The 23579-nt window shown below is 32.5% G+C and carries 26 protein-coding genes and 1 tRNA gene; 14 read left to right on the forward strand and 13 right to left on the reverse strand.

The genetic code is table 11. From position 1 onward, the window contains the following. Positions 1 to 216 precede the first annotated feature (216 nt). A complete protein-coding gene (locus tag BLT80_RS12250) occupies positions 217 to 648 on the forward strand; it encodes an Ohr family peroxiredoxin (protein WP_092468375.1) in 432 nt (143 codons plus the stop codon). Between the two features lie 151 nt (positions 649 to 799). Here the strand turns inward: BLT80_RS12250 and BLT80_RS12255 are convergent. After that, positions 800 to 873 (reverse strand) — tRNA-Arg (locus BLT80_RS12255). 85 nt (positions 874 to 958) lie between these two features. On the opposite strand from BLT80_RS12255, the gene BLT80_RS12260 reads away from it, so the two are divergent. From BLT80_RS12260 to BLT80_RS12280, 5 genes are all read left to right on the forward strand, one after another. After that, entirely contained in the window at positions 959 to 1594 is a 636-nt protein-coding gene (locus tag BLT80_RS12260; protein WP_092468377.1) for a Crp/Fnr family transcriptional regulator, read from the forward strand. Positions 1595 to 1651: 57 nt separating this feature from the next. Beyond that, the gene (locus tag BLT80_RS12265) at positions 1652 to 2209 is read left to right on the forward strand and encodes a YeeE/YedE family protein (protein WP_092468379.1); all 558 of its coding nucleotides are present in this window, start codon (positions 1652 to 1654) and stop codon (positions 2207 to 2209) included. Positions 2210 to 2211: 2 nt separating this feature from the next. Next, the gene (locus tag BLT80_RS12270) at positions 2212 to 2628 is read left to right on the forward strand and encodes a DUF6691 family protein (RefSeq protein ID WP_092468381.1); all 417 of its coding nucleotides are present in this window, start codon (positions 2212 to 2214) and stop codon (positions 2626 to 2628) included. Between the two features lies 1 nt (position 2629). Continuing rightward, positions 2630 to 3436: a sulfite exporter TauE/SafE family protein gene (locus BLT80_RS12275; protein WP_092468383.1), complete on the forward strand. Its 807-nt coding sequence runs from the start codon at positions 2630 to 2632 to the stop codon at positions 3434 to 3436. A 70-nt stretch (positions 3437 to 3506) separates the two neighbouring features. Then, positions 3507 to 4913 (forward strand): MBL fold metallo-hydrolase, encoded by a 1407-nt coding sequence (locus tag BLT80_RS12280; protein ID WP_092468385.1) that lies wholly within the window; start codon positions 3507 to 3509, stop codon positions 4911 to 4913. A 317-nt stretch (positions 4914 to 5230) separates the two neighbouring features. On the opposite strand, the gene BLT80_RS12285 is transcribed toward BLT80_RS12280, so the two are convergent. Both BLT80_RS12285 and prmA read right to left on the reverse strand, forming a co-directional pair. Next, entirely contained in the window at positions 5231 to 5503 is a 273-nt protein-coding gene (locus tag BLT80_RS12285; protein WP_092468387.1) for an ATP-dependent Clp protease adaptor ClpS, read from the reverse strand. A gap of 66 nt (positions 5504 to 5569) precedes the next feature. Then, a complete protein-coding gene (prmA, locus tag BLT80_RS12290; RefSeq protein WP_092468389.1) occupies positions 5570 to 6406 on the reverse strand; it encodes a 50S ribosomal protein L11 methyltransferase in 837 nt (278 codons plus the stop codon). A gap of 71 nt (positions 6407 to 6477) precedes the next feature. Between prmA and BLT80_RS12295 the strand changes: the two genes are divergently transcribed. Then, positions 6478 to 7680 carry a porin gene (locus tag BLT80_RS12295; protein ID WP_092468391.1) on the forward strand — a complete coding sequence of 401 codons (1203 nt, stop codon included), beginning with the start codon at positions 6478 to 6480 and terminating at the stop codon, positions 7678 to 7680. Positions 7681 to 7815: 135 nt separating this feature from the next. Here the strand turns inward: BLT80_RS12295 and tpiA are convergent, their stop codons facing one another. The 4 genes from tpiA to BLT80_RS12315 form a co-directional block, all read right to left on the reverse strand. Then, on the reverse strand, positions 7816 to 8565 hold the full coding sequence (gene tpiA, locus BLT80_RS12300; RefSeq protein WP_092468393.1) for a triose-phosphate isomerase: 750 nt from the start codon (positions 8563 to 8565) through the stop codon (positions 7816 to 7818). Positions 8566 to 8650: 85 nt separating this feature from the next. Then, on the reverse strand, positions 8651 to 9724 hold the full coding sequence (locus BLT80_RS12305) for an ABC transporter permease (RefSeq protein WP_092468395.1): 1074 nt from the start codon (positions 9722 to 9724) through the stop codon (positions 8651 to 8653). A gap of 74 nt (positions 9725 to 9798) precedes the next feature. Beyond that, entirely contained in the window at positions 9799 to 10893 is a 1095-nt protein-coding gene (locus tag BLT80_RS12310) for a BT_3928 family protein (protein ID WP_092468397.1), read from the reverse strand. Between the two features lie 101 nt (positions 10894 to 10994). Then, positions 10995 to 11537, reverse strand: a complete 543-nt coding sequence (locus tag BLT80_RS12315; protein ID WP_092468399.1) for a DUF1599 domain-containing protein — start codon at positions 11535 to 11537, stop codon at positions 10995 to 10997. Positions 11538 to 11632: 95 nt separating this feature from the next. On the opposite strand from BLT80_RS12315, the gene folP reads away from it, so the two are divergent. From folP to BLT80_RS12340, 5 genes are all read left to right on the forward strand, one after another. Further along, positions 11633 to 12460, forward strand: coding sequence for a dihydropteroate synthase (gene folP, locus BLT80_RS12320; RefSeq protein ID WP_092468401.1), 828 nt, complete (start codon positions 11633 to 11635; stop codon positions 12458 to 12460). Positions 12461 to 12463: 3 nt separating this feature from the next. Beyond that, positions 12464 to 13165, forward strand: a complete 702-nt coding sequence (locus BLT80_RS12325) for a hypothetical protein (protein ID WP_092468403.1) — start codon at positions 12464 to 12466, stop codon at positions 13163 to 13165. Positions 13166 to 13373: 208 nt separating this feature from the next. Next, entirely contained in the window at positions 13374 to 14156 is a 783-nt protein-coding gene (cdaA, locus tag BLT80_RS12330) for a diadenylate cyclase CdaA (RefSeq protein ID WP_092468405.1), read from the forward strand. Continuing rightward, the gene (locus tag BLT80_RS12335; protein ID WP_092468407.1) at positions 14156 to 14944 is read left to right on the forward strand and encodes a DUF3667 domain-containing protein; all 789 of its coding nucleotides are present in this window, start codon (positions 14156 to 14158) and stop codon (positions 14942 to 14944) included. Before cdaA ends, BLT80_RS12335 begins: the two co-directional genes overlap by 1 nt. 3 nt (positions 14945 to 14947) lie before the next feature. Further along, positions 14948 to 15766: a DUF3667 domain-containing protein gene (locus tag BLT80_RS12340; protein ID WP_092468409.1), complete on the forward strand. Its 819-nt coding sequence runs from the start codon at positions 14948 to 14950 to the stop codon at positions 15764 to 15766. Here the strand turns inward: BLT80_RS12340 and BLT80_RS12345 are convergent. Further along, positions 15763 to 17532 (reverse strand): ABC transporter ATP-binding protein, encoded by a 1770-nt coding sequence (locus BLT80_RS12345; RefSeq protein ID WP_092468411.1) that lies wholly within the window; start codon positions 17530 to 17532, stop codon positions 15763 to 15765. The two genes, BLT80_RS12340 and BLT80_RS12345, sit on opposite strands and share 4 nt — an antisense overlap. A gap of 33 nt (positions 17533 to 17565) precedes the next feature. Continuing rightward, positions 17566 to 18315 carry a tRNA pseudouridine(38-40) synthase TruA gene (gene truA, locus BLT80_RS12350; protein WP_092468413.1) on the reverse strand — a complete coding sequence of 250 codons (750 nt, stop codon included), beginning with the start codon at positions 18313 to 18315 and terminating at the stop codon, positions 17566 to 17568. 215 nt (positions 18316 to 18530) lie between these two features. Here truA and BLT80_RS12355 point away from each other — a divergent pair, with 215 nt between their 5' ends. After that, positions 18531 to 19025, forward strand: coding sequence for a metallophosphoesterase family protein (locus BLT80_RS12355; protein ID WP_092468415.1), 495 nt, complete (start codon positions 18531 to 18533; stop codon positions 19023 to 19025). A gap of 12 nt (positions 19026 to 19037) precedes the next feature. On the opposite strand, the gene BLT80_RS20115 is transcribed toward BLT80_RS12355, so the two are convergent. Continuing rightward, positions 19038 to 19193, reverse strand: a complete 156-nt coding sequence (locus tag BLT80_RS20115) for a hypothetical protein (RefSeq protein WP_175455603.1) — start codon at positions 19191 to 19193, stop codon at positions 19038 to 19040. A 158-nt stretch (positions 19194 to 19351) separates the two neighbouring features. After that, a complete protein-coding gene (locus tag BLT80_RS12360) occupies positions 19352 to 19762 on the reverse strand; it encodes a DUF4293 domain-containing protein (protein WP_092468417.1) in 411 nt (136 codons plus the stop codon). 217 nt (positions 19763 to 19979) lie between these two features. Between BLT80_RS12360 and rho the strand changes: the two genes are divergently transcribed. Then, the gene (gene rho, locus BLT80_RS12365; protein WP_092468419.1) at positions 19980 to 21689 is read left to right on the forward strand and encodes a transcription termination factor Rho; all 1710 of its coding nucleotides are present in this window, start codon (positions 19980 to 19982) and stop codon (positions 21687 to 21689) included. 77 nt (positions 21690 to 21766) lie between these two features. Here rho and BLT80_RS12370 read toward each other — a convergent pair whose 3' ends face one another. Next, complete coding sequence (locus BLT80_RS12370; RefSeq protein ID WP_092468421.1) at positions 21767 to 22225, reverse strand: RNA methyltransferase; 459 nt, start codon at positions 22223 to 22225, stop codon at positions 21767 to 21769. A gap of 284 nt (positions 22226 to 22509) precedes the next feature. Further along, positions 22510 to 23526 (reverse strand): helix-turn-helix domain-containing protein, encoded by a 1017-nt coding sequence (locus BLT80_RS12375; protein ID WP_092468423.1) that lies wholly within the window; start codon positions 23524 to 23526, stop codon positions 22510 to 22512. Between the last annotated feature and the right edge of the window lie 53 nt (positions 23527 to 23579).

Consider the following 23579-nt stretch of genomic DNA (forward strand, 5'->3'; position numbering starts at 1 on the left):
TCTGAAAAATAAAACATCAGGTTAATTCCTATCTAACTTTTACGAATCACTTATTTTATATTCATTTCAAGACATCCTTCTGTCAAAAAAATTAACTAGAACTACGCTAGTATAGTATAAAGATTCTTAAATTTATGAGAAATTTAAGACTGTAGATTTCATCATACTAGTGTATCATAGTATATTTAGTACATTAACTTGTAACCATAAAAGACGATGAAAACATTATATGAAGCAACCACAAAAGCTGAAGGCGGAAGAACTGGAAGCATCAAATCTGAAGACGACGGTCCATTAGAGCATAATTTATCGGTCCCTAAATCCATGGGTGGCAATGGCGGAAATGGCACAAATCCGGAACAACTTTTTGGAGCTGCATACGCTGCATGTTTTGGAGGTGCATTGCAATCTGTGGCTAAAAACGAAGGCATTGAAATAGATGAAGAAGCATTAAGCGTTACTGCTATAATTGGATTTTGTAAAGATGAAGACGGTTTTTTCTTAGAAGCAACACTAGATTGTTACATTCCTGGTGTGGATTTAAAAACAGGAGAAGACTTGGTAGAAAAAGCACATGAGGCTTGTCCATTTAGTAAAGCCACACGAGATAATATTACAGTTACTTTAAATTTATTAATTGACGAGTAAGTTTTAAGACTTTAAATATTTTATTAATTAGTAATATTTAAACCACATATGTCTTTATGATTTATGTGGTTTTCTTCTTTTTTTAGGCAAATATTCTATAAATCAAAAAAACCAACACTTTCAAATCGCTTGAAAGTATTGGTTTTAGTAGTGACCTCGACTGGATTCAAACCAGTAACCTCTTGAGCCGTAATCAAGTGCGCTATTCAGTTGCGCCACGAGGCCTTTTTAAGTGGGTGCAAATATAATACATTTATTAAAAGATAGCCAAACTATTTATTTCAAATTTTTAAATTGTTATTTTTGAAGTATGATTTCTAAAGAACTACTCGAGCCTTTTCACTATTTATTCGATTCCGAAATAATCGATAATATCGCCAATGTTGCGTTTCTAAAAACCTTTCAAAAGTCTGATATTATTATAGATATAGGTCAAGACTTAAATTTCATTCCACTTTTAATTAAAGGTAATATCAAAGTTTTAAGAGAAGACAATGATGGAGACGAACTTTTATTATATGTTTTAGAGTCTGGCGACACTTGCGCTATGTCTTTAACTTGCTGTATGGTGAAATCTGTAAGTAAAATTCGTGCTATTGCTGATGAGGACGCCACCGTAATAATGATTCCTATAGAAAACATGAAACTTTGGTTTAACTCTAACGAAAGTTGGAGAAGTTTTATACTACAAAGTTATCAAATTCGTTTCGACGAAATGTTAGAAACCATTGACACGCTTGCTTTTATGAAAATGGATGAGCGTTTATTTAAGTACTTAACAGATCATGTAAAACTTACTGCTTCTACAAGTTTAGAGGTCACTCACCAAGAAATCGCAGAAGATTTAAACACATCGCGCGTTGTTATTTCTCGTTTATTGAAACAATTAGAACGAGAGAAAAAAATTGAATTGGGAAGAAACAAGATTCTTGTTTTAGAATTTTAGTAATTTTTAACATATAGTCTTAATTACAGAACTCTATTTTTGCATCAAATAAAAATTATGGAATATATTTTACAACCGTGGCCTTGGTATGTCTCCGGACCATGTATTGCAATCGTCATGTTTCTACTACTCTATTTTGGAAGAACTTTCGGAATGTCATCTAACCTTAGAACCATGTGTGCCATGGGAGGAGCCGGAAAACGTGTTGCATTTTTCAATTATGACTGGAAAAGCCATAAATGGAACCTCATAGTTGTACTAGGTGCTATCGTTGGTGGCTTTATTGCGCATTTTGTTTTATCTGATTCTACTCCTATGGATCTTAGCGAAGCTACTATTAAAGACTTAACTGCACTCGGATTTAAAGATGCAGGTCAAAGTTTATTACCACCAGAGTTATTTAGTTGGGACGCTGTACTTAGCATCAAAGGTTTGTCTATTTTAATAATTGGCGGATTCCTTGTTGGTTTTGGCACACGTTACGCTGGCGGTTGTACTTCTGGACATGCCATAACAGGACTAAGTAGTTTGCAACTACCATCATTAATTGCTGTTATTGGTTTCTTTTTAGGAGGCCTTATAATGATTCATCTTATTTTTCCAATACTCTTTTAATTATGGGTAAGTATATAAAGTTTTTTGTCGTCGGTATTTTCTTCGGAATTGTTTTAGTAAAATCTGAAGCTGTATCTTGGTATCGCATTTTTGAAATGTTTAAATTTCAATCCTTTCATATGTACGGTATTATCGGTACCGCAGTTGGTACGGGTGTAATTCTATTATTAATCTCAAAGCAGAAAAAGATCCAAACAACAGAAGGCACAACATTAAGAGTTCCGCTAAAAGATCGTGGTTTTACGCGTTACATACTAGGAGGAACAATCTTTGGTTTAGGCTGGGCACTATCTGGTGCTTGTCCTGGGCCTATGTATATTTTAATTGGAACAGGAGCTTTTTCAATCATAATCGTCATTGCTGCAGCCTTATTAGGTACTTTTGTTTACGGACTATTAAAAGATAAATTACCACATTAAAATGGAACTCATTGAAATTTTAGGTTATATAGGAGCTTTAATTGTTGGACTTGTTCTAGGTTTAATAGGAGGAGGTGGTTCTATTTTAACGGTTCCTATTTTAGTATATTTTTTAGGTTTTAGTCCAATAGTTGCTACTGGGTATTCCCTTTTTATCGTAGGTAGCACCGCTTTAGTGGGTACTTTACGTAACATTAAAAAAAATACGATAGATTTTAAAACAGCTATCATATTTGCACTTCCTTCAATACTTACTGTATTTATGGTAAGACGTATAGTTATCCCTAATTTACCAGAAGTACTATTTTCTATAGGTGATTTTTCACTTACGAACTCACTTTTCATCATGTTGCTATTTGCCATTATTATGCTTTTAGCCGGATGGTCCATGGTTAAATCTAAAGTCATCAATAGCGATAAGGTCATTAATAACTTTGATAATACCCACTACTTTGCCATTGGTACGCAAGCCATAGGTATTGGTGCTTTAGCCGGCTTAGTCGGTGCTGGAGGAGGATTCCTTATAGTACCTGCATTAGTTTTATTGGTAAAACTTCCTATAAAAAAAGCCATTAGCACATCGCTATTTATTATTTCTATACAATCGTTAATAGGATTTTTAGGTGATTTAAACAAAACGACAACTATAGATTGGCAGTTTCTAATCACATTTACTATTATCTCTATTGTTGGGATTTTCATAGGATTAGCTTTATCAAAAAAAATTAGTCCTAAAAAATTAAAAAAAGGATTTGGTTATTTTACTATAGTCATGGCAATATATATCATTTTTAAAGAGCTGTTTTAACACACTTTGTGATAATTATCACATTTCAAAAAATGAAGTTTCGTAAATTTGCAATACAAATAAATTAAGAATGAAAATAGAACAACTATATACTGGCTGTTTAGCACAAGGTGCTTATTATATTGAATCTGAAGGTGAAGTTGCAATAATTGATCCGCTTAGAGAAATACAGCAATATGTTGATAAAGCAAACGCTAATAATGCTAAAATTAAATATATTTTAGAAACGCATTTTCATGCCGATTTCGTTTCTGGTCATGTCGATTTAGCAAAAGAAACAGGAGCAACTATCGTATTTGGCCCTGGAGCGACTACGAAATACGATATTCATTCTGCTACAGATGGAGAAGAACTAAAACTTGGAAAAGTGACTATTAAAGTGTTACATACACCAGGACACACCTTAGAATCTGCGACTTATTTATTAATAGATGAAAACGGAAAAGATCACGCCATTTTTTCTGGAGACACGTTATTTTTAGGTGATGTTGGAAGACCAGATTTAGCCATTAAATCTGATTTAACAAAAGAAGATTTAGCAGCGATGTTATTCGATTCTCTTCGAAATAAAATTATGACACTAGCTGATGACGTTATTGTTTATCCTGCCCATGGTGCAGGTTCTGCTTGCGGAAAAAACTTAAGCAAAGAAACGGTTGGTGTTTTAGGCGAACAGAAAAAAACAAACTATGCTTTACGTGCAAATATGACCAAAGCTGAATTTGTAAAAGAAGTTTTGGATGGCATTGCGCCACCACCACAATACTTTGCAAAGAATGCAATGATGAACAAAATGGGTTATGATACTTTCGAAACCGTTTTAAAAACTGGAAATGTAGCTCTAAACCCTGTTGAATTTGAAGCTTTAGCCAATCATGAGTCAGCATTAGTTTTAGATGTTAGAACGCAATCTGATTTTATAAAAGGACATATTCCAAATTCAATTTTTATTGGGCTGAATGGAGGCTTTGCACCTTGGGTTGGAGCCTTAATTAAGGATATAAAACAACCTATTGTTTTAGTCGTTCCTGAAGGCAAATCTGAAGAAGCGGTTACAAGATTATCTCGAGTTGGTTATGATAATACCTTGGGTTATCTTGAAGGAGGATTAGAGGCATGGAAAAAAGCAGGAAAAGATGTTGAAACATTAGATTCTGTTACGGTTGAAGAATTTGCAAAAAGAGCAAAAGCAGATTCACTTAATATATTAGATGTCCGCAAGGATGGTGAATACCAATCCTCTCATATTGTAGATGCTCAACATTTATCATTAGACTTTATCAATGAAAAGATGAATGAAGTCAGCAAAGATAAAACGTATTATGTGCATTGTGCAGGTGGTTATCGCTCTGTAATTGCTGCATCAATCTTAAAAGCAAGGGGATTTGATAAACTCATAGACGTTGATGGTGGATTTGCCGCAATTAAAGAAACCGATTTAAAGACGACTGATTTTGTTTGTCCTTCAACTTTATAATGAAATGATTAAACCTGTCAGGTTTTTAAAACCTGACAGGTCTCTAAAATACATACTAACGAGAAACACTTTAAAAATTTAAAATGCGATGATTGTGCTAACATTATAGCAACACAATTATCTAAATTAGTAGAGGTTTCTAAAGTCATTATTAATAATGATACTGACGAAGTGAGTTTTAGCACTATTGCTGAGAATGAGCTTGAAAACGTAAAAGGAAACTTTCTCAATTAGGTTATCCTATCGCTGGAGATGCAAATTCATTACCAAAAAAAGCTATAAACAAAAAAAATCCCACATGATGTGGGATTTTTTATTTAAACTATTTCAGCGCTAAGTCCTGCTTGCAAAAGCTTGGAACAGCGTGGTTCTAAATCGTCATAAGAACCTGTTTTCACTGTGCACTTACCTTTATAATGAACTAACAGTGCACATTGCTCTGCTTGTTCTGGCATATGGTCGCAAGCATAAATAAGCGTATCAATAACATGGTCAAACGTATTGACTTCGTCATTAAATAATACGATTTCGTTTTGTTTTAATACTTCTTCTTCTAGAAGTAGTTCTTCTGAATATTTTTCTTTTGTCATAGTGGATATCTTTTTAAGCACATCATCTACAGTGCTTAGTGTGACAGACTCTATTTTTAATTACTACTAATTTATAAATTTTAACGACACCCATTGCCCTTTTTGCAGAGTTTTAGTCAACTTTAACATCTGCTTATTACACTCTGCTTCAATAATTGGAATATCTTGCTCGTAAAAACCACTCAAAAATAAAGATCCGTTTTCATTTAAACAATTGGCATATTCTGATATATCAGCCAATAATATATTCCTATTGATGTTCGCAATAATACTGTCGTATTTTTTACCATTTAATAACATTACATCACCTTCATAAACCGAAATATTTTTACAATCGTTTCGTTCTACGTTTTCTAAACTATTTAAATAACACCAGTTATCTATATCAATAGCATCTAATTTTGTAGCCCCTACTTTTTCTGCTAATATGGCCAAAACTCCAGTTCCACAACCCATATCTAAAACCGATTTATCTTTAAAATCGTTTTGTAATATATGTTGAATCATCATATGTGTGGTTTCATGATGCCCTGTACCAAAACTCATTTTTGGCTCAATAATTAAATCATATTTTACATCATCTCGTTTCTCATGAAATGGCGCACGTACAGATACTACATCATCTACTACGATAGGGTTAAAGTTTTTCTCCCACTCTTCATTCCAGTTGGTCTGTTCTATGTCTTCAAATGTATAATCAATCTTAAATTCATCTGAACTCAAAATATAAATACCATCGAGAATGTTATCATTCCATTCCTCTTTTTGAATATACGCTATGACGCCTTCTTCATTTTCTACAAAGCTTTCAAAACCAGCATAACCTAATTCTGCAATTAAAATCTCAACTGCTGGCTGTAAAGGACTTACTTTAAACGTGTAACCTATATATATTTCGGACATTAATCTTTTTTTTTGCAAATTTACTAATCATTAATTTAGTTACTAGTATTTTTGCTTCAAATTAAAATGATATGAATAAATATATTGTAGGTATTCTATTTTTGGTTCTATCTCAAGTAACCATTGCTCAAGATGACAACGACATTAAACTATCTGCATTACCGTATTATAGCTATGGTAAAGGTCTAGGAATTACATCACCTGATAGTATTTTTAAACTCAACATTCGTTTTAGAATGCAAAATCGATTTACGTCTCTATATAATGAAGATGAGGAAGATGGATATGAAGCCATGATTAGACGTTTGCGCTTACGTTTTGATGGTTATGTTGGTGACCCAAGTATTATTTATGTTATTCAATTATCGTTTTCACCAAATGATGTTGGTGCTATTGAGGACGGTGACAATCTTAACATTATTAGAGATGCGATTGTATTTTACAGACCCGATGAGCATTGGAATATTGGTTTCGGACAAACCAAACTTCCTGGAAATAGACAACGTATTAATTCCTCTGGTGCTTTACAACTTACAGATCGCTCTATAAACAATGCGCGTTTTAATATTGACAGAGATTTTGGTTTACAAGTTTATTATCTCAATGAATTACAAGACAAGTTTTCTTATAATGTAAAAACAGCGATTAGTACTGGTGAAGGTCGAAATTGGACTAAAGAACCCGATAACGGATTAGCGTTTACAGGGCGTTTAGAACTCTTTCCTTTTGGGGCTTTTAAAAGCAACGGAACATTGTTTGAAGGAGATATAAAACGTGAAGAAAGCCCCAAATTAATGCTCTCTGGTGTTTACCATTACAATAATAATGCACGAAGAACACGTGGTACTATTGGTGATGAGTTGTTTGCGCAACGCGACATTCAATCCTTATTCTTAGATGCTATTGTAAAATATAATGGTTGGGCATTTCAAACAGCTTATATGCAAAGAACTGCTGATGATCCTATAACGTTTAATCCGGATGATGCTTTAGATTCTCAATACGTTTTTACAGGAAATGGATTTGATACCCAATTGAGTTATATTTTTAAAAACAACTATGAAGTTATTGGTCGTTATTCTTACCAAGAACCTCATAAAGATATTGAAGTATTAACACCACAAACCAATCAATACAGTCTTGGTGTTACCAAATATATTTGGGAACATGCTTTAAAATTACAAGCCGAAGTTACAAATACAGAATTAAACTATTTAGATTCTAGCAGTACTAGTAATTGGTATTTAAGATTTCAGGTTGAAATAGGTATATAGTCTAATTCACACTTTTTAAGCTCTAGAAAACAATCTAGACTTCAAGCAAAAAAAAGTCCTTAAACCTATTGGATATCTCCAAAAGTTTAAGGACTTTTTAATTTATTATAAACTTAGTTTCTAAGTTAAGATTTTTTAGAATGCATTTACAATCGCATAGAAATCTTCTGCGTTAAGTGACGCTCCTCCAATTAATCCACCGTCTACATCTGGTTTTCCAAATATCTCTTTAGCATTTCCTGGTTTTACACTTCCTCCGTATAAAATAGAAACAGAATCAGCGACATCATTACCATATTTATCCGCTAGTGTTTTTCTAATAAAGGCATGCATATCTTGTGCTTGCTCAGGGCTAGCTGTTTCACCTGTTCCGATGGCCCAAACTGGTTCGTATGCTAAAACAATATTTTTAAAAGCATCAGCTTCTAAATGAAATAATGCATTTTTAATCTGACTTTCTACAACAGCTTCATGGTTTTCAGATTTTCTATCTTGTAATTCTTCTCCAAAGCAAAAAATTGTTCTCATATCATTTGCTAAAGCGGCATCGACTTTTTTAGCTAGAGATTCGTCCGTTTCATTATAATACGCACGACGCTCACTATGTCCTAAAATAACCGTTTTAATTCCGATACTTTTTAACATACTAGCGCTAATTTCACCAGTATATGCTCCATTTTCTGCAAAGTGCATGTTCTGAGCAATAACCTCTATGGATTCTTGTCTTAAAGATTCAAATGCTTGCCATAAATTTGTAAATGTTGGAGCAATCATAACCTCAGCGTCTGATGTTTGATTTTGCTTTAATAATTCGGTTAATAAAAGTTCCGTCTGAGGTAAATCGTTATTCATTTTCCAGTTTCCGGCTACGATATGTTTTCTCATAATATAAGTATATTGAATTTTTAATTTTAGTACACAAAAATAATACAATAAAGATAATAGTAAATTGACAATTATCAGTATTTCATTACGATAACTTCACTCTAGGATCTAACCAAGCATAAACGATATCTACAAAAATATTAATCGTAATAAAGATTATAGCGATTACTAAAACGGCTCCCATTATTACTGGTAAATCTAAAGTATTAAGTGCATTTACAATTTCTTTCCCTAAGCCATTCCAACCAAAAATATATTCTACAAAAACAGCTCCTGCTAACATAGATGCAAACCAACCTGAAATGGCAGTAACGACAGGATTTAAAGCATTTTTAACCGCATGATTTTTAATCACCTGAAACTCGCTCAGTCCTTTGGCTCTTGCCGTTCTTATATAATCTTGGTTTAAAACTTCTAATAGCGAATTTCGCATAAGTTGAATCACAACCGCCAAAGGTCTAATTCCTAAAACGATTGCTGGTAGAATTAAGTTTTTCCATTGGATACGCATCTTTTCGCCAAAGTCATCGAGTTCGTATAAACTACCTGTCATTTCTAAATTGGTGTATTTATGTAATACAAAACCAAATAACCACGCAAATAAAATGGCACTAAAAAAGGACGGTACACTCATACCAAACGTACTTAAAATCTGAATCGTTTTATCTATCCAAGTGTCCTTATATAAGGCTGAAATAATGCCGAAAACAATACCTAAGGCAATGGCGATAATAATAGCAGAAATTGCTAAAACAAACGTATTTGGAATGGTTTCACCAATAATATGACTTACTTTCTTTCCTTGTTTGGCAAAGGACTCTCGTAAATACGGCGCTTTAATAACCGTAGTGGTATTCCCAACGCTGAATAGTTCGGTTGCTGTATACTTATTTGGTCCTAAATAGGTATAATCATTTTCCGTTTTAGAGTGAAACGAAATGGGTGACAAATCATTCAGGTAATATAAAAACTGTGTTCCTATAGGCTTATCAAATCCGTATTTTTTATTTACCGCAGCCACTTGTTCTTCTGATTGGTTTTGTCCGAGCATCATTTTTGCAGGGTCACCAAGTTTATTAAATAAAAAGAAAATGACGGTTATCACACCTAGTAAGGTGATAAAGGCATAGAAGATTTTATTGATTAAATATCTTATCAAAAAAATGGGTTGTTATAAAACTCCGTTCAAACATCGTTTAATTAAAAACTGACACTAAAATATTACGTTATAAACTATAACTCAATATCTTCAATATCATTCCAATGTGCTTTGTTTACGACTGTTCCTTTATTTAATATGATAATTCCAGGATTTGCACGCACAATAGTTTTAACTACTTTTTCGTCACAGAGATAAATATCGAAATTAAAATTATATTCTGCTTTTGCCTGCGCTTTATCCGCCGCACCAGATGACGATAAACCAATTACAGTATAGCCTTTTTTAATAGCCTCATCTGTAAATGATTTCAACTTCGCCATACCTTCAGCTTCGCCTTTGGTGACATTATACATGGTTATCATTACTAGTTTTTGTTGTTCTAAGAAATAACCCGTTAAATCTTCCTCATCAGATTCAATAGAGAAATCCTGAATTGCAGGAATATATCCTTCATCTACAGTCTTAGTTTCTACGCCAACATACTCACCATCTACAGTAGGATAACTTCCGTTAGTCACAAACTCTTGCTCTTCCCCATTAACATTAAACGTCCATGTGTACTCTAAAATTGGTTTTTGAGCATCTTCTGGAATAGCCATTTCTTCAGATAAGTTTTTATCAATCGCATAGGCTCTAAAATCTATAGATGGCAAATGCATTAATACATGATAGCCAAACCAAAGCGACACTATAAAACTCAATAGCGCAATCACTGTTGTTGGCAATTTTGAAAACAAAGGCTTGATGTGTTTTACGCCGAAAAACAAAATTAAAGTAAGCACTAATAGCACCACATCTTTGGTAAAGCTTTCCCATGGCGTTAATTTTAAGGCATCACCAAAGCAACCACAGTCTTTTACTTTATCGAAATATGCCGAATAAAACGTTAGGAACGTAAAAAAGACAATCATTAATAACAAACTCCAAACCGTGAATTTAGGTTTATAGCCAATTAATAAGAAGACTCCTAAAACGACTTCAAAGACCACAACAATAACTGAAATACCAAGTGCATACGGAATTAGGAATTCCATATTTAAAACATCTGAACTAAAGTATTCTTCTAATTTATACGAAAAACCAAGCGGATCATTCAATTTTATAAATCCTGAAATAATAAATAATATTCCTGTAAAAATTCTGCTAAGATGAACTATATACTTCATATGCTTTTGTCATTCCTGCGAAAGCAAGAATCTATTTTTAGTTAGTTGTTCTATTAGGTTATTACTTCTACTGCGCTCAGCGAGCCATTTATTTATGATAATTAATCAGCTTCCTTTAAGTGAATTAAAGCAAAAATCGCATAATTAATCATGTCTTGATAATTAGCATCAATACCTTCACTTACTAGTGTTTTTCCTGCGTTGTCTTCAATCTGCTTTACACGTAATAATTTCTGTAAGATTAAATCTGTCAACGAACTTACACGCATATCTCTCCAAGCCTCACCATAATCGTGATTTTTATCGAGCATTAATTGTTTGGTGAGTGCAATTTTTTCATCGTAAAGTTTAGCCGCTTCTTCAGTGTTTAAATCGGGTTGTTCAACAACACCTTTTTCTAACTGAATTAAAGCCATTAAACAATAATTAATAATACCGATAAATTCACTTACCTCACCTTCATCTACTTTTCTAACCGCATTTTGTTGCAATCCTCTAATGCGCTGTGCTTTTATAAAAATTTGATCGGTTAAAGATGGTAATCTCAAAATGCGCCATGCACTCCCATAATCACTCATTTTATTTACAAAAAGCGCTCTACATTTAGCGATAACAGCATCGTATTGTTTTGAAGTATCTTGCATCTATTACGTTATAATTTCCGTAAATTTCGCATAAATAAATTAGAAGTTCAAAGTTTGGGGTTTAAAGTTTTCTTAACGCCTTTTTTAGAGTAAACATGAATATAAATTGCAAAGGGAAGTTAATCAATTTATCCACACCAAAAGTGATGGGTATATTGAATGTTACGCCAGATTCGTTTTTTGATGGTGGAAAATATAAAGATGAAACTGCTATTTTAAATCAAGTTGAAACCATGCTAAATCATGGAGCTACTTTTATTGATATTGGAGGTTATAGTTCTAGACCAAATGCTGATGCTATTAGTGAAGAAGAAGAACTAAACCGTGTCATTCCTATCATTAAATTAATCTTGAAACATTTTACTGATACTTTAATTTCTATTGACACCTTTAGAAGTGAGGTTGCTAAACAAAGTATTGAAGCAGGAGCTGCACTAGTTAATGACATTTCAGCAGGAAAACTCGATGAAAACATGCTTTCTACCGTTGGAAAATTAGGCGTGCCTTATATAATGATGCACATGAAAGGGAATCCTAAAACCATGCAACAGCAAACATCATATACCGATTTAACTAAAGAGATGATTGCTTATTTTGCCGAACGTATTGCAGCGGCACACCAGGAAAAAATTAATGATATTATTATTGATCCTGGATTTGGTTTCGCAAAAACAGTAGACCAAAATTTTGAATTACTGAATCAACTCGAATTACTTCAACTTACCGACAAACCTATTTTAGCTGGTATATCTCGAAAATCGATGATTTACAAAACGCTAAATTCAACCTCTAAAAATGCCCTCAACGGCACCACTGCGTTACATATGGTGGCGTTACAAAAAGGCGCGAAAATTTTACGTGCACACGACGTTAAAGAAGCGATGGAATGTGTTATACTTTATAATCAATTGAAATCTAATTAACCTATGCGTTACATTTATTTACTTATTATTTTATGCTGTTTTAGCTGCAACAACGAACGCGTTTTATACTTACCAGAAATTGAAAACGCCGAAATCACTGAAGTCTTAGATGTGTCACCTGCATATATTTTTTATGATGAAACACAACCTGATTCAACGCTACTAAATCGAAAGAATTTAATAATTACCACCAATTGGTTGGTTAATATAGATAAACGGCTAACCTTGGAACAAGCCATTCCTCATATTAAATTCCTGCAAGACAAAAAACGCAATGCTGAAATGCATAAAAATGAAGATGCTAAAAATTATTTTACCTGTAACGATACGCGTATTGGGAATTTGGGATTTTTGGAGTTTACGGATGTCTTATATAAAGAAAATATCAAAATTGATACGGTCTATCATAAATACAACATGCCTACCGAAGAAAACTTGAAAAGAATTGCAGGTTTCCATGCCAGCTCAACAATTCCATTAATCTTTAAAGATAGTAATCACTTCGAAATTGGAGAGCAAGAGTCAAACATAAATAAATTAAAAAATGAACTCGACAAGTTAACGGAAATTAATTTTATTGGAATTCATTTACAGCTCTACTTCAATAATAATTTATCATTTCAAGATTACATAACGATTAAAAGAAGAGTTAATTCTTTAACATCAGATTTAATTTCGGTGGATTTGAACGAATTCATATATTAAATAAAAAAAAGATTTTATACGTTTTGAAAAAACACCCCTAAAGTCCCCTCAAGGGGACAACGGACAAATTAAACTTTCTTGAATTGTCCCCTTGAGGGGACTTTAGGGGTGTAAATATTCTAATATCGAAAAAGTAAATGAGGTAACAATTATTATTTTTACTTACGTACTAAACATAAATTACTAAATTAGCAGAAACACCAGCCTTTTGGAAAACTTACAACTTTGGGATTTTAGATTTATAGACTTTGTGGATGTCTTCCTTGTGGCTATCCTACTCTATTACATCTACAAGCTTGTAAAAGGTACGGTTGCCATCAATATTTTTATTGGTATTCTCATCATTTACTTTGCTTGGCGATTAACAGACTACCTCAATATGCACATGCTTTACAGCATTTTTGATGGTTTTATGAAAGTTGGTATTATCGCTTTAATCGTCGTGTTTCAGCCCGAAATTAGAAAGTTTCTTTTAATGGTGGGTTCTACCAATATTAGTGGAAAGCGAAATCTATTTAAAAACTTTAAGTTTCTTAAAAACGACGATCAAACGTCAACAGATGTTGATGCTATTATTAATGCTTGTAATAAAATGGGAGCTTCAAATACGGGAGCTTTAATCGTTATTGAGCGTAATAACAACTTAGATTTTCTAACCAATACAGGAGATGAGATGAATATTTTAGTGTCTCAGCCCATTATAGAAAGTATCTTTTTCAAAAATAGCCCATTACATGATGGCGCCATTATTATCGATAAAAACGTAGTAAAAGCCACACGTGTTATTCTTCCCGTTAATAACGAGAAGAATATTCCGGAACGTTTTGGTTTACGTCATAGAGCAGCCATTGGGATTACAGAAAAAACAGATGCTATTGCACTTTGCGTGAGTGAAGAAACAGGTCAGATTTCTTACATTAAAAATGGTGAATTTGAAATGTTTAAAAATACGGACGAACTTAGAGATAAAATTAAACACGATTTAGGTTAGTGAACTGTAAAAATTGTAATAACACGCTTAAAGCATCACAGAAGTTTTGTGATGAATGTGGCGCGAAAATTATTCAAAATCGCTTAAAACCAAAAGTGATAGCTCAGCAAATTAACGAACAATTTATTTCTATTGACAATAAATTTCTTCGCACATTCATTGATCTTTTTAGACAACCAGAAACTGTAATCGTGGGCTATATTAATGGTACTCGAAAAAAGTATATCGATGTCCTTCAATATTTTGCAATTTCTTTGACTTTAGCTGGTATCCAGGTATTTTTAATCAATACATTTTTTAGAGATGCCTTAGATTTTACTCCAGAGTTTGCAAAAGCAATAGAAAACATTCCAGAGAAAAATATAAATCCTATGGCAGGTTTAAATCCCGATTTCTTCACAAAGTATCAAGGTTTAATTTATATTTTAGGTGTTCCTGTTTCTTCATTAGCCACTTGGCTAGTCTATTATATTTTCGCGAATAAGCGCTTTAATTTTACAGAACACCTCGTCCTAAATCTTTATTATTCGGCTCAAATCATCATAATAACAGCTGTATTTAGCATATTATTCTTAGTCACTGGTATGAATTATCTAATCGTATCAACTATTCTTGGCTTACCTACTTTTATCTATTTAGCATACGTATTAAAACATGTCTTTAAAGAAGATTTTTGGAATACAATTGCTAAATTTTTAATTGTGATGGCCTTTTATGTCGTTATCTATTTTATCATAATTGTCATAGTATTTATAGTGTTACTTTTTAGTGGTTATTTTAAAATTTAAATTATGAATTGTAAAAACTGCCACACAGAGCTATCAACAAAAGATGATTACTGTAAATGTTGCGGCGGCAAAGTGATTAGGAATCGTTTGACTTTCGGAAATCTTTTTGAACACATTAGTGAAACGTTTTTCAATTATGATAATAAGTTATTACAAACTTTTATTCAACTTTTTAAACAACCTGAAGAGGTCATAGGTGGTTATATAAATGGTACACGGAAAAAATACGTCAATGTTATCAGCTATTTTGCATTAGCCATAACCATTTCTGGCTTTTATCTTATAATAGTTAAAAAATATTTTCCTGAAACAATGGATTTTTCTCAATTAGCTTATCCTGGCCAAGAAGAGTTTCAGAAAAAGAACATGTCATTTATTGAAGAGTATCAATCCTTATTAATGATGCTTTATGTGCCTTTATATGCTTTAATGGCTCGTGTTACATTTTTCAATATTAAAAAATACAATTATACCGAGTTGCTTGTGGTTTTTATGTATATACAGGCACAACTATCAATTGCAAGTGCAATAGTGGTAATTTCTTTAGGATTATTGGGTATAAGCTCAAGTATTGTTGGGATTCTAATGATACCTTTAATGATTATCTACTCAGCTTATGTTCTTAAACGCCTATTAGACCTTAGCGCTTCTGATATCATAGTAAGAACATTATTATTTTTTATTGTGTTAGGAATAACAATGGTTTTTATAACAATAATCATGTTAGTTACCATGTATTTTACAGGTGATTTGCAAGAAATATTTGGACCAGCCTTTGAAGCTGGCAAAAAAATGGGAGAAGAAGCTTCTAAGGTAAATTAAGCTACCTCAACCTTTAAAAACTGAACTTCATAAAGATTTTTATAGTAACCACTCTCTTTTTCCAAAAGTGACTGATGTGTTCCTATTTCAACAATTTGACCACTATCCATTACAATAATTTTATCCGCTTGCTGTATCGTTGCTAATCTATGTGCTATAACAATTGAGGTTCTTCCCTTTGTTATTTTGTCGGTCGCATCTTGTATGAGTTGTTCGGAATGTGAATCTACCGAAGAGGTAGCTTCATCTAATATTAAAATACTTGGATTGGTGACATACGCTCTTAAAAACGAAATTAATTGGCGCTGTCCAGAAGATAACATTACCCCACGCTCTTTTACATTGTAATGATAACCGTTAGGAAGACTAGAAATAAATTCGTGGATTCCAATAGCCTTTGCTGCATTTACAACATCGGCTTCTGTAATATTTTCATTATTTAATGTAATATTATTAAGAATTGTATCGGCAAATAAAAATACATCCTGAAGCACAACAGCAATCTGACTTCTAAGTGAGCTTAGAGTCATATCCTTTATATCGATATCATCAACTTTTATGGTTCCTGAATTAATATCATAAAAACGATTTAACAAATTAATAATGGTAGATTTCCCTGCTCCAGTAGCACCAACTATAGCAACGGTTTCTCCTTCATTAACGTTAAAAGAAATTCCCTTTAAAACTTCTTCATCTTTTATATAAGAAAATCGCACATCTTCAAATGTAATATGCCCTTTAAAATGATTCGCTTCAATAGTACCAGAATCATCAATATTAGCGGTTGTATCTAAAACTTTAAATACACGGTCTGCAGCGACCATTCCCATTTGAAGTGTATTAAACTTATTCGCAATTTGATTTAAAGGTCTAAATAACATCGGAATAAACATGGCAAAGGAAATGAGCTCACCTAAAGTTGTTGTACCATTTTCTGAAACAGCATTAAAACCACCGACCAAAATAACCATTGCTAAGGTTAATGAAGCCAAAAATTCTGCAATAGGAAAGAAAATAGAATTATACCAAACTGTTTTTAACCAGCCCTTTTTATGACGCTCGTTAATGGCTTTAAACTTTTTAAACTCGGTATCTTCACGTGTAAATAATTGTAAAATTTTCATTCCCGTCACACGCTCTTGAACAAAAGAATTTAAGTTTGAAACTTCAGTACGCACGTCTTCAAAAGCGCGCTTCATGTACTTTTGAAAGATTTTGGTAGCAAATAAAACTATTGGCATTGTTATAAAAACAATGAGACTCAATTTTAAATTTATAAATGACATAAATCCAGCGACTACAATCATTTTTAAAACGTCACTGAAAATCATAAATAAGCCTTCACCAAAAATATCAGCAATACGCTCCATATCTGTGACAGCTCTTGTTATTAACACACCAACCGAAGATTTATCAAAATAGGTCATTTTAAATTTAAGCATATGCTTAAATAACTTAACCCTAATATCTCTAACAACTGATTGCCCTAACCAACTTGCATAATAAATGAATAGCAACTGAGATATGACTTCAAAAATTAACAAGGCGAGCATTATAACCATGTAAATCACAAAGCCATTATACTCCTTATTTGCAATTTTAACGTCAATGGCTTCTTTTAAAACATAAGGTCTAAAAGCACCGAATACGGCTAAGCCAACAACACAAAATAGTGAAATAACAAAAACCGTACGATACGGTTTTATGTATTTTAATAATCGTGTAAATAACGATACATCAAATATTTTTTTCTTTTTTTCTGTCATACTTATTTCCCTAAAAATGGGAACCTCTTCAATTTAATTGTCTATTCTTATCGTTTCAGGATACACTATTCTTACTAAATACAAGCCATGTGCCGGAACTGAAAATCCAGCTTCACTCCTATTTTTTGAAGCAATAATAGCATGTAATTCTTCAGCTTTCATTTTTCCTAAGCCAATATTTACCATGGTGCCAACAATGGCTCTAACCATGTTTCGTAAAAACCGATCTGCAGTAATTGTAAAAATAAGTTGCTCATTGTTTTTTGTCCAAAATGCTTCTTTTATATCACAATTATACGTTTTTACATCTGTATTTGTTTTTGAAAAGCATTGAAAATCTTTATACTGAAATAAGATTTTACAAGCTTCATTCATCGCTTCTACATCTAAAGCTGATTGTATTTGGTATGCAAAATCGTAATTAAAAACATTTTTAGACGTCGATATTTTATAATTATAGGTTCTACTTTCCGCGTAAAACCTGGCATGTATTTCTGGCTTCACTTCAAAAACGCTAGTAATAGCTATATCTTTCGGTAAAAAAGAATTCAGTTTATATACAATATCTATAGACTTAAAATCTCCGTCATAATCAAAATGCGCAAACATTTGCGAGGCATGCACACCTGTATCCGTTCTGCCCGCTCCCATTATAGATATTTCGGTTTTCAAAATGGTAGAAAGCGCTTTTTCTAATACTTCTTGTACAGAAATAGCGTTTGGTTGGTTTTGCCAACCATGATAGGCCTTACCATTATATGAAAGTTCAATGAAAAATCGCAATAGAAATCTTACTTTTGTTGAATTGCAAAGATACCCTATTCCTACGAACGTAGGAATCTTGTTAACGGAAATTTAAGGTTGAAAATAAGCTAGAATTTTCCCGAAGGCTAAAACATTTTAAACTAAAAAAACAATTCAGTTTCTTTAGAAAACGAATAATAAGATTCCCTTTTTTAAAGGAATAAAAAAAGATACCTGGTTTCACAGGCGTTTAAATGAAAAAAATACTCCTTTTATCAGATACTCATAGTTACATAGACGACGCTATTCTCAAACACGTAAAGCAAGCTGATGAAGTTTGGCATGCAGGCGATATTGGTGATTTAGACGTTACTGATCAAATTAAAAATTTAAAACCCTTACTAGCTGTCTATGGTAATATAGACGATGCTAAGGCACGAACAGAATTTCCCCTACATAATAGATTTATGTGTGAAGGTGTTGATGTATGGATCACCCATATTGGTGGTTATCCACCAAAATACAATAACACTGTTCGCGATACTTTAATTGCCAATCCACCAAAATTATTTATCACAGGACATTCACACATCCTTAAAGTGATGCCAGATAAAAAGCTAAATTTAATACATATGAATCCTGGAGCGGCTGGTAAACATGGCTTTCATAAAGTACGAACAATGTTACGATTTAAGATTGATGGCAAAATTATAAAAGACTTAGAAGTTATAGAATTTGAATCAAGATAACGCGATAATAAATTACTTTTTAGAACCTTTTGTACTATATGATAATCCCAAAATAGCGGTTCCTAGCGCAATGAATATTGACGTTTCTAAAGTAAAAGACGCCAATTTATACAGTATAATACTAAACATTACAGCAGCTATTGAATGAATTAAAACTTGTTTTCTCATTTTCATAACGTTACTCGAAATGATAATCTAAATATATAAAAATTCTAAAATAAATTAAAACGTCTTGTTTTTCTAAGTAATTATTTAGAATTAAAGCATAAAAAAACCCAGACGGCAGCGTCTGGGTTTTTCACACTAATACTACTAAGATTTTAGGTCTATCGTAATCGATCTACAGATTTTACGAGATCTTCATCCTTTTTAATAGCCTTGTTAGCCAAGACCAAACACACAATAGAAAAAATAGGAAGAAGAATCCCAATACCTTTCTCAGAAACGTTAATTTCTCCAGATAAGTTTAGAGACTGATACACAAAGATTCCTAGTAAAATAAAGTTTAATATTATATTGAGTCGTCCCAAAACAAATTGAGATTTCCTGTTATTAAATCTAAATATTGATATCAAAGATAACAAAGCCGAGCCTAAAAACATACCTAAATACAAATAATCATTTAGTGCGTATATTTTTACTCCTTCATTGTCTGTCCACAAATGAAACACAAATATTAAGCCCGCTGAAATTACAGCAGCTAAAAATAAATATAAGGTTTGAATGCGTTGAATCATATCTTTTACTCTAAAAGCAATGCAAAATTAGGAGTTTATTTTTTAAAAAGATAGAAATTATTTTAAAATAAAATTGTATTATTGCAATAGAAAGAAGTAACGTACTGAGTTGCATCCTTCTAATCTTCCAAATTAATCTCACTTTTTTTCTTTTTATTTCATTTAGAAAACATTGAATTAATAATATCAAAATTATAATACATATACTACATACATAATGTTTGAAATTTCTCAGTTAAAAGCTAAAAAACTTCCTGAATTACAGGAGATAGCGAAACAACTAAACGTACCTAAATACCGTACACAAAAAAAACTAGACTTGGTTTATCAAATTCTAGATTACCAAGCAGCTAATCCTAGCGCTGTAAAAGCAAAGGTAGCTACTGAAACATCTACTGAACCTGTAGCAAAGGAAACTAAACCTGCACCAAAACGCGCTAGAGTTCCACAAAAACCTACAGAGAGTAAAGAGCAAAAATCTTTAGAGTTTACGGACAAGCCAGAAGACATAAAAGCGAAACCTCAAGCACCAAAAAAACCAAATCCTCGCAAACCTCAAGAGCGTAAGCCACAGGAAAACAAAACGCAGGATACCAAAAATAAAGACGAAAAATCTAATACAGAAAAACCTGTAAAAGAGAAGACGCACCCTAAACCACAAGAACAAAAGAAACCTAACCCTCGTAAAGACGATAAACGTCGTCCACAGAACGATAGACAACCACGTTCTAAAGATGGGAATACACATGGTAATTCAAAAAACAATGGTAATAGAGATAGCAGAAATCGCTACCGTGAGCCCGATTTTGAATTCGATGCCATCATTGAAAGTGAAGGTGTTTTAGACGTTATGCAAGATGGTTATGGATTTTTAAGATCCTCAGATTATAATTACCTATCGTCGCCTGATGATATTTATGTATCTCAATCTCAAATTAGATTATTTGGATTAAAAGTTGGTGATACTGTTTTAGGAAATGTACGTCCACCAAAAGAAGGTGAAAAATATTTCCCATTAATAAAGGTGAGTAAAATTAACGGTCAACTTCCAAATGTGGTAAGAGACAGAGTTGCTTTTGAACATTTAACTCCATTATTTCCACAAGAGAAATTTAATATTGCTGAAAAGCAAGCTACAATTTCTACGCGTATTATGGATTTGTTTGCACCAATAGGTAAAGGACAACGTGGTATGATTGTATCACAGCCAAAAACGGGTAAAACCATGTTACTTAAGGATGTTGCGAATGCTATTGCGGCCAACCATCCTGAAGTTTATCAAATGATTTTATTAATTGATGAACGTCCTGAAGAAGTTACAGATATGCAACGTAATGTACGTGGTGAAGTTATTGCTTCGACATTCGATAAAGAAGCACACGAACATGTAAAAATTGCAAACATTGTTTTAGAGAAAGCAAAACGTTTGGTAGAATGCGGACACGATGTAGTGATTCTTTTAGATTCAATTACACGTTTGGCCAGAGCTTATAACTCGGTACAACCTGCATCTGGTAAGATTCTTTCTGGTGGTGTTGATGCGAATGCCTTACACAAACCAAAACGTTTCTTTGGTGCTGCTCGTAACATTGAAAATGGTGGTTCTTTAACTATTATTGCTACGGCATTAACAGAAACAGGTTCTAAAATGGACGAAGTTATCTTCGAAGAATTTAAAGGAACTGGTAATATGGAATTACAATTAGATCGTAAAATTTCTAACCGTCGTATTTTCCCAGCTATCGATTTAACATCATCTAGTACAAGACGTGATGATATTTTATTAGATGCAACTACAATTCAAAGAATGTGGGTAATGCGTAAGTATTTGGCAGATATGAATCCGGTTGAAGCTATGGAATTCATTAATGACCGTTTCAAGCAAACCAGAAACAATGAAGAGTTTTTGATTTCTATGAATGGCTAATAGTCTAAATATATAAAACTAAAAAAAACCTTGAATTTATCTTTCAAGGTTTTTTTATGCTTTGTTTTTAATTAAAATTAAACTCTAGGTTTAGCAATACCTCTATCATACATCACAATACTACCAGCAACAGAAACATTAAGACTTAACTGAGATTGAAACTTTACTAAAAAATGACTTTTTTCAATCGCCTGGTTAGATAAGCCATGATCTTCTGCTCCTAATAAATAAACACAACGTCTAGGATGTTTAAAAGTTTCTAAAGGCACAGCTTCTTCCGTTAGTTCTACACCAACAAGCCTTGCTCCTTTAGGAATGTTATTAAAGAAGTCTTCAAAAGTATCATAATGAAAATAAGGCATTGACTTAACGGCATTATGCGTATCACAAGCCTGTTTAGCATAGCGATTACCAATGGTAAAAATAAAACTCGCTCCAAGATTTTGAGCAGATCTCCACAGTACACCAAGATTTTCTGGTGTTTTTCCATTTTGAATTCCAATTCCGAAGAATTCGTTTATAAAATTATCATTCATGAATCAAAAATAGAAATTTGAATTATTTTTTAATTCGAAAACCAAAAAAAAAAGGTTGTATAAATATTTCAATTAATATTTATACAACCTCCATCTGATATATATTATGCTGTTACAGCTAACTTAATCTTTCTGATATTCAATATCCAATTAAGACAACATATTTGAACTAATGTCAACTTGAGTGCAGTCGAAGAATTAAATCCCTATAAGTTTTCGACTGCGCTCAATCTGACATTTCTTTTTTCTTTCTCTTTCAGGTAATCAATTTTTATTGGTATATATTATGCTGTTGCAGCTAACTTAATGTTTTGCTTATACTCTATTGGCGAGCAATTGTATTGCGCTTTAAAGATTTTAGAAAAATAACTTCTACTTGAGAAACCAAGAGAGTATACAATTTCAGAAATATTTAAATCTGTATTTTTAATAAGCTCTTCAGATTTTTTAACTCTTACTGATCTTATAAAGCTATTAAGTGTCTTACCGTGCATTAATTTAAATCCTTCTTGAACTTTAGCTGGACTTATTGAAATCTTAGCTGCGAGTTCTGTAACGCTTAGGTTTGTCTCAGGAAAATTATTAATGTAATCCGACAACTCTTTTATTTGTTTTAATTCAAATCCGGTCAGTGATCCTGTAGGGTTTTGAGCGCTTTTTATATCCATTGAATGTTGTTCTATTTCCATTGCTAATATAAAATTCACTAAACCTTGAATTAGTAATGTTCTTACCACACCATCTTGTTTTATAACCTTTAATTGCTTAATATTTTCTGCAATTTTTAAATTATAAGAACCAACATAACTATAATCTGTTGTATTCCCAGAAATGAAAAGTTCTGAAACCATACTATTTATATGGTGCTTTGCTGAGCTTTTATCAGATGTGTTAACTGAAATAATTGTAGAGTTAACATAGACATCTTTAAAAAAGGTGATATGGTTTTCGCTAGTTTCAATATTAGCAGAGATTCCTGTTTGAAATGTTTCCACGGTATTTGACGACCCATTGTTATTAAAAGAATGTTTTAATTTTCCTTCTGAACAATATAAAAAGTTGACTACTGATCGTTTTGAACTTTCAACTACGAACTTAACGTCTTCCTTAAATTTCACATCAAACTCAATAAATACGGTATGTCTTTCTAGCTCTATACCTCTAATTAAGCCTACTCCTAACTCATTATCAATTTTTAACTCAACCTCTTTGCGGTTTGTTGTAAAAGTTCCACCAACTTCATTATTTAAAGCGTGAAACATAAATTGTAAATTATTTGCTTTAATCTCTATAGTTTTCATATGTGTTTGTTTTTGGTTAGACAGTAATTTTTATAAATCCTATTAGACTTGCT

This window comes from Winogradskyella thalassocola (assembly GCF_900099995.1).
Lineage (GTDB): Bacteria > Bacteroidota > Bacteroidia > Flavobacteriales > Flavobacteriaceae > Winogradskyella > Winogradskyella thalassocola.

Excerpts from the sequence above, each read along its gene's own strand:
- BLT80_RS12355 (WP_092468415.1), top strand. The coding sequence starts at position 18,531 with ATGAAAAAAATACTCCTTTTATCAGATACTCATAGTTACATAGACGAC.
- BLT80_RS12340 (WP_092468409.1), top strand. The coding sequence starts at position 14,948 with ATGAATTGTAAAAACTGCCACACAGAGCTATCAACAAAAGATGATTAC.
- rho (WP_092468419.1), top strand. The coding sequence starts at position 19,980 with ATGTTTGAAATTTCTCAGTTAAAAGCTAAAAAACTTCCTGAATTACAG.
- tpiA (WP_092468393.1), bottom strand. The coding sequence starts at position 8,565 with ATGAGAAAACATATCGTAGCCGGAAACTGGAAAATGAATAACGATTTA.
- BLT80_RS12345 (WP_092468411.1), bottom strand. The coding sequence starts at position 17,532 with ATGACAGAAAAAAAGAAAAAAATATTTGATGTATCGTTATTTACACGA.
- BLT80_RS12375 (WP_092468423.1), bottom strand. The coding sequence starts at position 23,526 with ATGAAAACTATAGAGATTAAAGCAAATAATTTACAATTTATGTTTCAC.
- BLT80_RS12295 (WP_092468391.1), top strand. The coding sequence starts at position 6,478 with ATGAATAAATATATTGTAGGTATTCTATTTTTGGTTCTATCTCAAGTA.
- BLT80_RS12310 (WP_092468397.1), bottom strand. The coding sequence starts at position 10,893 with ATGAAGTATATAGTTCATCTTAGCAGAATTTTTACAGGAATATTATTT.
- BLT80_RS12370 (WP_092468421.1), bottom strand. The coding sequence starts at position 22,225 with ATGAATGATAATTTTATAAACGAATTCTTCGGAATTGGAATTCAAAAT.
- BLT80_RS12360 (WP_092468417.1), bottom strand. The coding sequence starts at position 19,762 with ATGATTCAACGCATTCAAACCTTATATTTATTTTTAGCTGCTGTAATT.
- BLT80_RS12250 (WP_092468375.1), top strand. The coding sequence starts at position 217 with ATGAAAACATTATATGAAGCAACCACAAAAGCTGAAGGCGGAAGAACT.
- BLT80_RS12260 (WP_092468377.1), top strand. The coding sequence starts at position 959 with ATGATTTCTAAAGAACTACTCGAGCCTTTTCACTATTTATTCGATTCC.
- BLT80_RS12325 (WP_092468403.1), top strand. The coding sequence starts at position 12,464 with ATGCGTTACATTTATTTACTTATTATTTTATGCTGTTTTAGCTGCAAC.
- BLT80_RS12285 (WP_092468387.1), bottom strand. The coding sequence starts at position 5,503 with ATGACAAAAGAAAAATATTCAGAAGAACTACTTCTAGAAGAAGAAGTA.
- BLT80_RS12275 (WP_092468383.1), top strand. The coding sequence starts at position 2,630 with ATGGAACTCATTGAAATTTTAGGTTATATAGGAGCTTTAATTGTTGGA.
- BLT80_RS12280 (WP_092468385.1), top strand. The coding sequence starts at position 3,507 with ATGAAAATAGAACAACTATATACTGGCTGTTTAGCACAAGGTGCTTAT.
- folP (WP_092468401.1), top strand. The coding sequence starts at position 11,633 with ATGAATATAAATTGCAAAGGGAAGTTAATCAATTTATCCACACCAAAA.
- BLT80_RS12315 (WP_092468399.1), bottom strand. The coding sequence starts at position 11,537 with ATGCAAGATACTTCAAAACAATACGATGCTGTTATCGCTAAATGTAGA.
- BLT80_RS12270 (WP_092468381.1), top strand. The coding sequence starts at position 2,212 with ATGGGTAAGTATATAAAGTTTTTTGTCGTCGGTATTTTCTTCGGAATT.
- BLT80_RS20115 (WP_175455603.1), bottom strand. The coding sequence starts at position 19,193 with ATGAGAAAACAAGTTTTAATTCATTCAATAGCTGCTGTAATGTTTAGT.
- prmA (WP_092468389.1), bottom strand. The coding sequence starts at position 6,406 with ATGTCCGAAATATATATAGGTTACACGTTTAAAGTAAGTCCTTTACAG.
- BLT80_RS12265 (WP_092468379.1), top strand. The coding sequence starts at position 1,652 with ATGGAATATATTTTACAACCGTGGCCTTGGTATGTCTCCGGACCATGT.